The sequence below is a fragment of the Vibrio sp. 10N.261.55.A10 genome (genome assembly GCF_041470825.1).
GTDB lineage: Bacteria > Pseudomonadota > Gammaproteobacteria > Enterobacterales > Vibrionaceae > Vibrio > Vibrio crassostreae_C.
In genome coordinates this window covers 115,716-128,299 of sequence record NZ_JBFRNC010000022.1, presented here as the reverse complement: position 1 = coordinate 128,299, position 12,584 = coordinate 115,716, and the positions used below count along the sequence as shown (strand labels likewise).

Sequence of the window (12,584 nt, the reverse complement as noted above, 5' to 3'; positions counted from 1 at the left end):
GGTGTTGTAGCTAAAATCTTTGCATAAGATTTGACGAACCACTAGTAAAAAGGGCATCATTTGATGCCCTTTTTCTGCGCTAAAAAAAGAGTTGGATGTTTTGACATCGATTTTTGCTCTTAGCAAAGAATTAAACGGTCTTTTTGACTAAAATGACTGTTAGATGTGTTGTTTTGCAACGCAAAGGAATGTGCCCTGCAACAGCGGGGTTATTGTCGTCTATATTTAAGACTTATCACAGGTTGGTTTTATGAAAGCAAACGCTGAAACTCCTGATAGCTCAGGTGCAGCAGATACAATGAAGTGGATTGTCGCTTTTGTTCTGTTGGCTGCTGCTGTTGTGGGTAATTACCTGTATGGTGAATTGTCTGTTGTAATTCGCGCTGCAGGTGTAGTTGTGCTGATTGCTGCCGCACTAGGCGTTGCAGCAACAACAACTAAAGGTAAAGCTGCGATCGATTTTGCAAAAGAATCTCGTATGGAGATTCGTAAAGTTGTTTGGCCTACTCGCCAAGAAACTATGCAAACTACATTGATCGTTTTAGCTGTATGTATTGTTATGTCTCTAGTGCTTTGGGGAATTGACGGCATTATGGTCCGTCTAGTTTCTCTAGCAACTGGGGTGTAGAGGGTTCTGATTCATGAGTGAAGCTCCAAAAAAACGTTGGTATGTAGTTCAAGCCTTTTCTGGCTTTGAAGGTCGTGTTGCACAGTCGCTACGCGAGCATATTAAAATGCACAACATGGAAGAACTATTTGGCGATGTGCTAGTACCTACTGAAGAAGTAGTGGAAATGCGTGCAGGCCAACGCCGTAAAAGTGAACGTAAATTCTTCCCTGGCTACGTATTAGTTCAAATGATCATGAATGATGAATCATGGCACTTAGTACGCAGCATTCCGCGTGTTATGGGCTTCATTGGTGGTACCTCTGATCGTCCTGCACCAATCACTGATAAAGAAGCTGATGCTATCTTGAACCGTCTAGAGAAAGCGAGCGAGTCTCCACGTCCTAAGACAATGTTCGAAGCGGGTGAAGTGGTTCGTGTGAACGATGGTCCATTTGCTGACTTCAACGGTACTGTTGAAGAAGTAGATTACGAGAAAAGCCGCATTAAGGTATCTGTATCGATCTTTGGTCGTGCAACACCGGTTGAGCTTGAATTTGGTCAGGTTGAAAAACTGGACTAAAACTCTAAGTTTTGAACAAGCTGTGGATAAATACTTCATAAGTTGTTCAAAATAAAAGAGTATAAAAAATCACCTTTTTAGGGTTGTTAAAGGCGCGAATTATGATTATAATTTCGCGCCTTTTTGCTTCTGTGGAAGTGAAAAAGAGTTAATTGAATTTATGGGGAGCTCGCCTTGCGGCTAGCGCATGTACCCAAAATATTAGGAAATATCATGGCTAAGAAAGTTGAAGCTTATATCAAACTGCAAGTTGCAGCTGGTATGGCAAACCCAAGTCCACCGGTTGGTCCTGCTCTAGGTCAACACGGCGTGAACATCATGGAATTCTGTAAAGCGTTCAACGCAAAAACAGAATCTGTTGAGAAAGGTCTACCTACTCCAGTAGTTATTACTGTTTACAACGACCGTTCTTTCACGTTCGTAACTAAGACTCCACCTGCTGCTGTTCTTCTTAAGAAAGCTGCTGGCGTTAAGTCTGGTTCAGGTCGTCCAAACACTGAGAAAGTTGGTACTGTTACTGACGCTCAAGTTCAGGAAATCGCAGAAACTAAAGCTGCTGATATGACTGGTGCTGACATCGAAGCAATGAAACGTTCTATTGCTGGTACTGCTCGTTCAATGGGCCTAGTGGTAGAGGGATAAGATCATGGCTAAACTTACTAAGCGTATGCGCGTAATCCGCGACAAAGTTGACTCAACTAAAGAATACGAAATCAGCGAAGCTGTTGCTCTTCTTAAAGAACTAGCGACTGCTAAATTCGTTGAGTCTGTAGATGTTGCTGTTAACCTAGGCATCGATGCTCGTAAATCTGACCAAAACGTTCGTGGCGCAACAGTGCTACCTCACGGTACTGGCCGTGACATCCGCGTTGCTGTTTTCACTCAAGGTGCAAACGCAGAAGCTGCTAAAGCTGCTGGCGCAGATATCGTTGGTATGGAAGATCTTGCTGAGCAAGTGAAAAAAGGCGAAATGAACTTCGACGTAGTTGTTGCTTCTCCAGATGCAATGCGTGTTGTTGGTCAACTAGGTACAATCCTAGGTCCACGCGGCCTTATGCCAAACCCTAAAGTTGGTACTGTAACTCCTAACGTTGCTGAAGCGGTTAAGAACGCTAAAGCTGGTCAGGTTCGTTACCGTAACGACAAGAACGGCATCATCCACACTACTATCGGTAAAGCATCTTTCGAAGCTAACCAGCTTCAAGAGAACCTAGAAGCACTTCTAGTTGCTCTTAAGAAAGCTAAGCCTTCTTCAGCTAAGGGTTCTTACCTGAAGAAAGTAAGCATCTCTACTACGATGGGTGCTGGTGTTGCTGTTGATCAAGCTAGTCTTGATACTCAAGCAAACTAATTTGCTTAGGCGCAGATTTAGTGTATACTTCTGCGCCTAATATTTGTGGTTGGGTGGTTTTAAAGCAATTTGAAATCATCTATCCCAAGACCGTAGGCGCTGTCGATTTTCATTAGATTATTGATAGCTTAATAAAACCTACGTAGGCGATGTTGTGGTTTGAAGTGGATTTATTCATTTTTAAATAACATCGTAAACGCTCAATACATTTTGTATTGGGTGCTGTAATCACAACCAGAGGTTAATCCAAATGGCTTTAAATCTTCAAGACAAAAAAGCAATTGTTGCTGAAGTCAACGAAGCTGCCAGTGGTGCACTTTCTGCAGTTGTAGCTGATTCTCGTGGCGTTGAAGTTGGCGCAATGACTTCTCTACGTAAACAAGCTCGCGAAGCGGGTGTTTACATGAAAGTTGTTCGTAACACACTAGCACGCCGTGCGGTTCAGGGTACAGACTACGAGTGTCTAGTAGACACTTTCACTGGTCCAACTCTGATCGCGTTCTCTAACGAGCACCCAGGTGCTGCAGCGCGTCTTTTCAAAGACTTCGCTAAAGAGAACAAAGATTTCGAGATCAAAGCTGCTGCATTTGAAGGCGCAGTTACTGATGCTGAAGTACTAGCGACACTACCAACTTACGACGAAGCTATCGCACGCCTAATGATGTGCATGAAAGAAGCTTCTGCTGGCAAGCTGGTTCGTACTATCGCTGCACTACGTGACCAAAAAGAAGAAGCAGCGGCTTAAGCCTTGCTTTTCACTGGTTGCACATTAAACTTATTGTTGACTTAAAAGAGAATTGTTATGTCTATTACTAACGAGCAAATCCTAGACGCAGTTGCAGAAATGTCTGTAATGCAAGTTGTTGAGCTTATCGAAGCTATGGAAGAGAAATTCGGCGTTTCAGCTGCAGCTGCAGTTGTAGCTGGTGGCGCAGCTGGCGGCGACGCTGCTGCTGAGCAAACTGAATTCGACGTTATCCTAACTGCTGCTGGCGCTAACAAAGTACAAGTTATCAAAGCTGTACGTGGCGCAACTGGCCTAGGTCTTAAAGAAGCTAAAGGTCTTGTAGACTCAGCTCCTGCAGCGCTTAAAGAAGGCGTTGACAAAGCTGAAGCTGAAGCTCTTAAAGCACAGCTAGAAGAAGCTGGCGCTTCTGTTGAAATCAAGTAATTATTACTTAATTTCATAGCCGCAAGGCTAATGGCTGGTGGTTTATTAACCACCGGCCTTTTTGCGCTGTAGGGCTATGACGAAATTTCCGCTGTTTAACCGTCATAATCCGAGCAAAAAAACAGTCATTTTTTCGAAATGATTGTTCACTACCACTAAACAGCTGTTTGTCACCACCCCCTCTGAAGAGTGTTTTGGGTGGTTTGGGTCACTTATCAGCGAGCTGAGGAACCCCATGGTTTACTCTTATACCGAGAAAAAGCGCATCCGTAAGGATTTTGGTACTCGTCCACAAGTTTTGGACATTCCATACCTGTTATCGATCCAGCTTGATTCTTTCGACAAATTCATCGAACAGGATCCAGAAGGTCAATACGGTCTTGAAGCTGCTTTCCGTTCTGTATTTCCAATTCAGAGCTACAACGGCAATTCTGAGCTGCAATACGTTAGCTACCGTCTTGGTGAGCCAGTTTTTGACGTTAAAGAATGTCAAATCCGCGGTGTTACTTACTCAAAGCCACTACGCGTAAAACTACGTCTAGTTATCTTTGATCGAGATGCACCAGCAGGTACTGTAAAAGACATTAAAGAACAAGAAGTCTACATGGGCGAAATTCCGCTTATGACAGACAATGGTACTTTCGTAATTAATGGTACCGAGAGGGTTATCGTATCCCAGCTGCACCGAAGCCCAGGCGTGTTCTTCGACAGTGATAAGGGTAAGACCCACTCATCAGGTAAAGTTCTTTATAACGCACGTGTAATTCCTTACCGTGGCTCATGGTTAGACTTTGAGTTCGATCCTAAGGATAACTTATTCGTACGTATCGACCGTCGTCGTAAGCTACCAGCATCGATTATTCTTCGTGCACTTGGTAAATCGACTGAAGAGATCCTAGATCTGTTCTTCGACAAGGTGAACTTCGAAGTTAAAGACCAAACTCTTCTTATGGAGTTGGTTCCTGATCGTCTACGTGGTGAAACTGCGTCATTCGACATCGAAGCAAACGGAAAAACTTACGTTGAGACTGGTCGTCGTGTTACTGCTCGTCATATCCGTCAACTTGAAAAAGATGGCGTTGAGCACATCGAAGTACCAGTAGAGTACATCGTTGGTAAAGTTGCATCTAAAGATTATATCAATGAAGCAACTGGCGAGATCATCGTTGGCGCGAACCAAGAGATTAGCCTAGAAGCACTTGCTAACCTGTCTCAAGCAGGTCACAAGTCTCTACAAACTCTGTTCACGAATGACCTAGATCACGGTCCATTCATGTCAGACACTCTACGTGCAGATAGCACAGTAGATCGCATCTCTGCATTGGTAGAAATCTACCGCATGATGCGTCCTGGCGAGCCACCAACGAAAGAAGCTGCAGAGTCTCTATTCGAAAGCCTATTCTTCTCTGAAGAACGTTACGACCTATCAACTGTAGGCCGTATGAAGTTCAACAGCTCTATCGAGCGTGAAGAAGAAGAAGAGCGCGGTACTCTGGATGAATCAGACATCATCGAAGTGATGAAGAAACTGATTGGTATCCGTAACGGTATTGGTGAAGTGGACGATATCGACCACCTTGGCAACCGTCGTATCCGTTCTGTAGGTGAAATGGCAGAAAACCAATTCCGTGTTGGTCTAGTTCGTGTAGAACGTGCCGTTAAAGAGCGCCTAAGCCTTGGTGACCTTGATGCAATCATGCCTCAAGATCTTATCAACGCTAAGCCGATCTCTGCTGCAGTTAAAGAATTCTTTGGCTCTTCACAGCTTTCACAGTTCATGGACCAAAACAACCCATTGTCAGAAGTTACGCACAAACGTCGTATCTCTGCTTTAGGTCCTGGTGGTCTTACTCGTGAGCGCGCAGGCTTCGAAGTACGTGACGTTCACGTAACTCACTACGGTCGTCTATGTCCGATCGAAACGCCTGAAGGTCCAAACATCGGTCTAATTAACTCACTATCTGCGTTTGCACGTTGTAACGATTACGGTTTCCTAGAAACTCCGTACCGTCGTGTAGTAGATGGTGTAGTAACAGAAGAAGTTGATTACCTGTCTGCAATCCAGGAAGGTCAATTCGTAATCGCGCAAGCAAACACCATTCTTACTGAAGAAGGTACGTTTGCAGATGAGCTAATCACAGCTCGTCAAAAAGGTGAATCTGGTCTTCACCCACGCGATCACGTTGACTACATGGACGTTGCGACAAACCAAGTAGTATCTATCGCTGCTTCGCTTATCCCGTTCCTAGAACACGATGATGCGAACCGTGCATTGATGGGTGCCAACATGCAACGTCAAGCTGTACCAACACTTAAGGCTGATAAGCCTCTAGTAGGTACTGGTATCGAACGTAACATCGCAGTTGACTCTGGTGTTACAGCGGTTGCTAAACGTGGTGGTCAAGTTCAGTCTGTAGACGCTTCTCGTATCGTAGTTAAGGTTAACGAAGATGAATTGGTACCTGGCGAAGCTGGTATCGATATCTACAACCTAACTAAGTACACGCGTTCGAACCAAAACACATGTATTAACCAACGTCCAACTGTACTTCCTGGTGAACCAGTTGCACGTGGCGATGTTCTTGCTGATGGTCCTTCAACAGACCTTGGTGAACTAGCTCTTGGCCAAAACATGCGTATCGCATTCATGCCTTGGAACGGTTACAACTTCGAAGACTCGATCTTAGTATCTGAGCGCGTAGTTCAAGAAGACCGTTTCACGACAATCCACATCCAAGAACTATCTTGTGTGGCTCGTGATACTAAGCTGGGTTCTGAAGAGATCACAGCTGATATTCCAAACGTAGGTGAGTCTGCTCTGTCTAAACTAGACGAGTCAGGTATCGTTTACATTGGTGCTGAAGTTAAGGGTGGCGACATCCTAGTTGGTAAAGTAACCCCTAAAGGTGAAACTCAACTGACTCCTGAAGAGAAGCTACTACGTGCTATCTTCGGTGAGAAAGCATCTGATGTTAAAGATACTTCTCTACGTGTACCAAACTCTGTTTCGGGTACTATCATCGATGTACAAGTCTTCACTCGCGATGGCGTAGAGAAAGACAAGCGTGCACTTGAAATCGAACAGATGCAGCTTAAAGAAGCTAAGAAAGACCTAACTGAAGAGTTCCAAATTCTTGAGGGTGGCCTTCTTAACCGTGTTAAAGCTGTACTTCTGTCTGGTGGTTACTCTGAAGCTAAGCTTGATACTATCGGTCGTAAGCAATGGCTAGAGCAAGTTCTAGAAGACGATGCGCTACAAACACAGCTTGAGCAACTTGCTGAGCAGTGGGATGAGCTAAAAGCAGACTTCGATAAGAAGTTTGAAACTAAGCGTCGTAAAATCACTCAAGGTGATGATCTAGCGCCTGGCGTTCTTAAGATTGTTAAAGTTTACCTAGCGGTTAAACGTCGTATCCAGCCTGGTGATAAGATGGCCGGTCGTCACGGTAACAAAGGTGTAATCTCTAAGATTAACCCTGTTGAAGACATGCCATACGATGAGAAAGGTCAGCCTGTAGACATCGTACTTAACCCGCTGGGTGTACCATCGCGTATGAACATCGGTCAGATCCTAGAAGTTCACTTAGGTTTGGCTGCGAAAGGTATCGGTGACAAGATCAACCAAATGGTTAAGGAACAACAAGAACTGCATAAGTTCCGTGAGTTCCTACAGAAGGTTTACGATCTTGGTGATACTCGTCAGAAAGTTGATATTGCTGAACTGTCTGATGATCAAGTTCGTACACTGATCAAGAACCTACGTGGCGGTCTACCGATTGCTACTCCTGTGTTCGACGGTGCTTCTGAGTCTCTAATCAAAGAACTACTTAAACTGGGTGATCTGCCAGAATCTGGTCAGCTTAAACTGTTTGATGGTCGTACTGGTGATTCGTTTGAGCGTCCTGTAACTGTTGGTTACATGTACATGCTGAAACTGAACCACTTGGTTGATGACAAGATGCATGCTCGTTCAACTGGTTCTTACAGCCTAGTAACTCAGCAACCACTTGGTGGTAAAGCTCAGTTCGGTGGTCAGCGTTTCGGTGAGATGGAAGTATGGGCACTAGAAGCATACGGTGCTGCATATACTCTACAAGAAATGCTAACAGTTAAGTCAGATGACGTTAACGGCCGTACTAAGATGTATAAGAACATCGTAGACGGTAACCATAGCATGGAACCTGGTATGCCTGAGTCGTTCAACGTACTGTTGAAAGAGATTCGCTCGCTAGGTATCAACATCGAGCTAGAAGACGAAGAGTAATCCCTCCTTCTTTTTAAAAGAAGATAGGATTATTTGGTAAAAGGGAGCTTGCTACAGCAGTGAGCTCCTTTAACTCCTTACAGGAGCTGAATGTGAAAGACTTATTAAACTTTCTAAAAGCACAGCATAAGACCGAAGAATTTGATGCAATCAAAATCGGTCTATCTTCACCAGACATGATCCGTTCATGGTCTTTTGGTGAAGTTAAAAAGCCGGAAACAATTAACTATCGTACGTTCAAACCTGAACGTGATGGTCTGTTCTGTGCACGTATTTTTGGTCCAGTTAAAGACTACGAATGTCTTTGTGGCAAATACAAGCGCCTGAAGCACCGTGGTGTTATCTGTGAGAAGTGTGGCGTTGAAGTTACACAAACTAAAGTTCGTCGTGACCGCATGGGCCACATCGAGCTAGCTTCACCAGTTGCTCACATCTGGTTCCTAAAATCACTGCCGTCTCGTATCGGTCTACTAATGGATATCCCTCTACGTGATATCGAACGTGTTCTTTACTTCGAGATGTACGTAGTAACTGAACCAGGTATGACTGATCTAGAAAAATCTCAGATGCTTACTGAAGAAGAGTATCTGGATCGCCTAGAAGAGTGGGGTGACGAATTTACTGCTAAGATGGGTGCTGAAGCGATCAAAGATCTGCTTGCAACAATGGACCTTCATCAAGAAGTGGAAGAAATGCGCGAAGAGTTAGAAACGACTAACTCAGAAACTAAGCGTAAAAAAGTTACTAAGCGCCTGAAGCTAGTTGAAGCGTTCATTGCATCGGGTAACGATCCGCAATGGATGATTCTGACTGTACTTCCGGTTCTGCCGCCAGATCTACGTCCTCTAGTACCACTAGATGGCGGTCGTTTTGCGACTTCAGATCTGAACGACCTTTACCGTCGTGTGATCAACCGTAACAACCGTTTGAAGCGCCTTCTAGAGCTAGCTGCTCCGGACATCATCGTACGTAACGAAAAGCGTATGCTGCAAGAGTCTGTTGATGCACTTCTAGATAACGGTCGTCGTGGTCGTGCTATCACTGGTTCTAACAAGCGTCCTCTGAAATCTCTTGCTGATATGATCAAGGGTAAACAAGGTCGTTTCCGTCAGAACCTTCTAGGTAAACGTGTAGACTACTCTGGCCGTTCTGTAATCACAGTAGGTCCATACCTTCGTCTACATCAGTGTGGTCTTCCTAAGAAGATGGCACTTGAGCTATTTAAGCCGTTCATCTACAGCAAGCTAGAAACTCGTGGCATGGCTACGACAATCAAAGCTGCTAAGAAGATGGTAGAGCGCGAAGAAGCTATCGTTTGGGATATCCTGGACGAAGTAATCCGCGAACACCCAGTACTGCTTAACCGTGCACCTACACTTCACCGTCTAGGTATCCAAGCGTTTGAACCAGTACTAATCGAAGGTAAAGCGATTCAGCTTCACCCACTAGTGTGTGCGGCATACAACGCCGACTTCGATGGTGACCAAATGGCGGTACACGTGCCTCTAACTCTAGAAGCACAGCTTGAAGCACGTACACTGATGATGTCGACGAATAACATTCTGTCGCCAGCGTCAGGTGATCCGATCATCGTACCTTCTCAGGACGTTGTATTGGGTCTTTACTACATGACACGTGACAAGATCAACGTGAAAGGCGAAGGTATGTACCTTGCTGGCCCTGCTGAGGCTGAAAAGGCATACCGTACTAAGACTGCTGAGCTACACGCTCGCGTTAAAGTACGTATCACCGAAACTGTAGTAGACGAAGATGGTAACAGCACTACTGAAACGAAGATGGTTGATACAACTGTCGGCCGTGCAATGCTATGGCAAATCGTTCCAGCTGGCCTACCGTACAGCATCGTTAACCAAAAGTTAGGTAAGAAGCAGATCTCTACTCTTCTTAACGAGTGTTACCGTAAGCTTGGTCTAAAAGATACAGTAGTATTTGCTGACCAAATCATGTACGCAGGTTTTGCATACGCTGCACTTTCTGGTGTTTCTGTAGGTATCGACGATATGGTTGTACCTCAAGCGAAATACGATGAAATTGAATCTGCTGAAGAAGAAGTTCGCGAAATCCAAGAGCAATTCCAATCTGGTCTTGTTACTGCGGGTGAGCGTTACAACAAAGTTATCGATATCTGGGCATCTACGAATGACCGCGTTGCGAAAGCAATGATGGATAACCTATCTTCTGAAACAGTTATCAACCGTGACGGCGAAGAAGAACAGCAAGAATCGTTCAACAGCATCTACATGATGGCCGACTCGGGCGCACGTGGTTCTGCAGCTCAGATTCGTCAGCTAGCAGGTATGCGTGGTCTGATGGCGCGTCCAGATGGTTCAATCATCGAAACGCCGATCACAGCGAACTTTAAAGAAGGTCTAAACGTCCTTCAGTACTTTATCTCAACGCACGGAGCTCGTAAGGGTCTTGCGGATACAGCACTGAAAACAGCAAACTCGGGTTACCTAACTCGTCGTCTAGTAGACGTTGCTCAAGACGTTGTAGTACACGAACATGACTGTGGCACGCATGAAGGTATCGACATGATGCCTCACATCGAAGGTGGTGACGTTAAAGTTGCACTTTCTGAGCTTGCTCTAGGTCGTGTAGTAGCTGAAGACGTTCTTAAGCCTGGTACTGAAGATGTACTGATTCCACGTAATACTCTGATTGATGAGAAGTGGTGTCAAATCATGGAAGACAACTCAGTAGATAGCATGAAAGTGCGCTCTGTTGTTACCTGTGATGCAGACTTCGGTTGTTGTGCACAGTGTTACGGTCGTGACCTAGCACGTGGTCACCTAGTGAACCAAGGTGAAGCAGTTGGTGTTATCGCTGCACAATCTATCGGTGAACCGGGTACACAGCTAACGATGCGTACGTTCCACATCGGTGGTGCGGCATCTACTGCAGCAGCAGAGAACAGCATCCAAGCTAAGACAACTGGTACTGTGAAACTTCACAATGCTAAGTTCGTAGTTAACAAAGATAAGAAACTGGTTATCACTTCTCGTGCATCTGAGATGACGATTATTGATGAATTCGGCCGTACTAAAGAGAAGCACAAACTTCCTTACGGTTCGATGCTAACCAAAGGCGACAACGCAGCAGTTACTGCTGGTGAAGTTGTAGCTAACTGGGAAGCGCATACCATGCCAATCATCACTGAAGTGGCAGGTCGTATCCAATTCGTAGATATGATCGATGGTATTACAGTTTCTCGTCAAACTGACGATCTAACGGGTCTTTCTTCAAGTGAAGTTACAGACGCAGCAGCTCGCCCAGCAGCAGGTAAAGATATGCGTCCAGCTATCAAACTTGTTGATGAGCAAGGTAACGACGTAATGATCCCTGGTACTGATATGCCAGCTCACTACTTCCTACCTGGCAAAGCGATTGTAAACATCGAAGATGGCGCTGAAGTTGGTATCGGTGACACACTATCTCGTATCCCTCAAAAATCGAGCGGAAACAAAGATATCACCGGTGGTCTACCACGCGTAGCTGACCTATTCGAAGCTCGTAAGCCTAAAGAGCCTGCGATCCTTGCTGAGCACACAGGTACTGTGTCTTTCGGTAAAGAAACGAAAGGTAAGCGTCGTCTAGTAATCACTCGTGAAGGCGGTGACGCTTACGAAGAGATGATTCCTAAGCATCGTCAATTGAACGTGTTCGAAGGTGAGAAGATTGAACGTGGTGATGTAATCGCCGACGGTCCTGAAACTCCACACGATATCCTGCGTCTACGTGGTATCCACGCAGTAACTCAGTACATCGCGAACGAAGTTCAAGAAGTTTACCGCTTACAAGGCGTAAAGATTAACGATAAGCACATCGAGACTATCGTTCGTCAAATGCTACGTAAGTGTACAATCACTCATTCTGGTGACTCTCCGTTCCTACCTGGCGAACAAGTTGAGTACCACAATGTTAAGATTGCTAACCGTAAGCTAGAAGCTGAAGGTAAAGAACTAGTACGTTTCGAACGTGATCTACTAGGTATTACTAAAGCATCTCTTGCAACTGAGTCATTCATCTCAGCTGCATCGTTCCAAGAAACGACTCGCGTACTAACAGAAGCTGCGGTTTCTGGTAAGCGTGATGACCTTCGCGGTCTGAAAGAGAACGTAATTGTTGGTCGTCTGATCCCAGCTGGTACTGGTTTCGCATACCACCAAGAGCGTCAAAAACAACGTGAAGAAGAGCAAGAAGGTCCTTCAGCTGAACAAGCTACTGACAATCTAGCAGCACTTCTAAACGCTGGTTTCTCTTCAGAAGAGTAAGCTCTACGAGTAGTCTCTAAGAGATAAGAAAAAGGCACCTTCGGGTGCCTTTTTTGTATCTGGCGTATTGGTATTTAGCTATGACTTATAAAGTGATAGGTGTGCTTATCTAGCTGGTGAGGTTGGATTTATGTCCTGAAGAGTGCTCTTTGAGGCCAGTAAGATAAAGGGTAGAGATGACTAGGCTGATTAGGGCTGTAACCATATGCTTATGGCTAAAGGTCAGGGCGAGCGAGTAAGCTCTGTCTGAAAGGTTCTGGGTAGTTTGGATAACCTTACAGACAAAACAAAAAGCTTGCACAGAGGCAAGCTT

Annotated in this window: 8 protein-coding genes; all 8 read left to right on the top strand. The window is 45.0% G+C overall.

All coding sequences use genetic code 11. The features are described 5' to 3' along the window. Positions 1 to 250 precede the first annotated feature (250 nt). The 8 genes from secE to rpoC all read left to right on the top strand — a co-directional run bounded on the left by secE (position 251) and on the right by rpoC (position 12,271). Positions 251 to 628: a preprotein translocase subunit SecE gene (gene secE, locus AB4274_RS06755; protein ID WP_010435558.1), complete on the top strand. Its 378-nt coding sequence runs from the start codon at positions 251 to 253 to the stop codon at positions 626 to 628. A gap of 13 nt (positions 629 to 641) precedes the next feature. Then, the gene (nusG, locus tag AB4274_RS06750) at positions 642 to 1,190 is read left to right on the top strand and encodes a transcription termination/antitermination protein NusG (protein ID WP_010435556.1); all 549 of its coding nucleotides are present in this window, start codon (positions 642 to 644) and stop codon (positions 1,188 to 1,190) included. Between the two features lie 213 nt (positions 1,191 to 1,403). Beyond that, the gene (gene rplK / locus AB4274_RS06745; RefSeq protein WP_010435555.1) at positions 1,404 to 1,832 is read left to right on the top strand and encodes a 50S ribosomal protein L11; all 429 of its coding nucleotides are present in this window, start codon (positions 1,404 to 1,406) and stop codon (positions 1,830 to 1,832) included. Between the two features lie 4 nt (positions 1,833 to 1,836). Next, positions 1,837 to 2,541 carry a 50S ribosomal protein L1 gene (gene rplA, locus AB4274_RS06740; protein WP_017063651.1) on the top strand — a complete coding sequence of 235 codons (705 nt, stop codon included), beginning with the start codon at positions 1,837 to 1,839 and terminating at the stop codon, positions 2,539 to 2,541. A 250-nt stretch (positions 2,542 to 2,791) separates the two neighbouring features. Further along, positions 2,792 to 3,286 carry a 50S ribosomal protein L10 gene (rplJ, locus tag AB4274_RS06735; RefSeq protein WP_017060524.1) on the top strand — a complete coding sequence of 165 codons (495 nt, stop codon included), beginning with the start codon at positions 2,792 to 2,794 and terminating at the stop codon, positions 3,284 to 3,286. Positions 3,287 to 3,343: 57 nt separating this feature from the next. Then, positions 3,344 to 3,712 (top strand): 50S ribosomal protein L7/L12, encoded by a 369-nt coding sequence (rplL, locus tag AB4274_RS06730; RefSeq protein ID WP_017060525.1) that lies wholly within the window; start codon positions 3,344 to 3,346, stop codon positions 3,710 to 3,712. A gap of 235 nt (positions 3,713 to 3,947) precedes the next feature. Next, positions 3,948 to 7,976, top strand: a complete 4,029-nt coding sequence (gene rpoB / locus AB4274_RS06725; RefSeq protein ID WP_017065638.1) for a DNA-directed RNA polymerase subunit beta — start codon at positions 3,948 to 3,950, stop codon at positions 7,974 to 7,976. 92 nt (positions 7,977 to 8,068) lie between these two features. Then, positions 8,069 to 12,271 carry a DNA-directed RNA polymerase subunit beta' gene (rpoC, locus tag AB4274_RS06720; protein WP_017060527.1) on the top strand — a complete coding sequence of 1,401 codons (4,203 nt, stop codon included), beginning with the start codon at positions 8,069 to 8,071 and terminating at the stop codon, positions 12,269 to 12,271. The last annotated feature ends 313 nt before the right edge of the window (positions 12,272 to 12,584 follow it).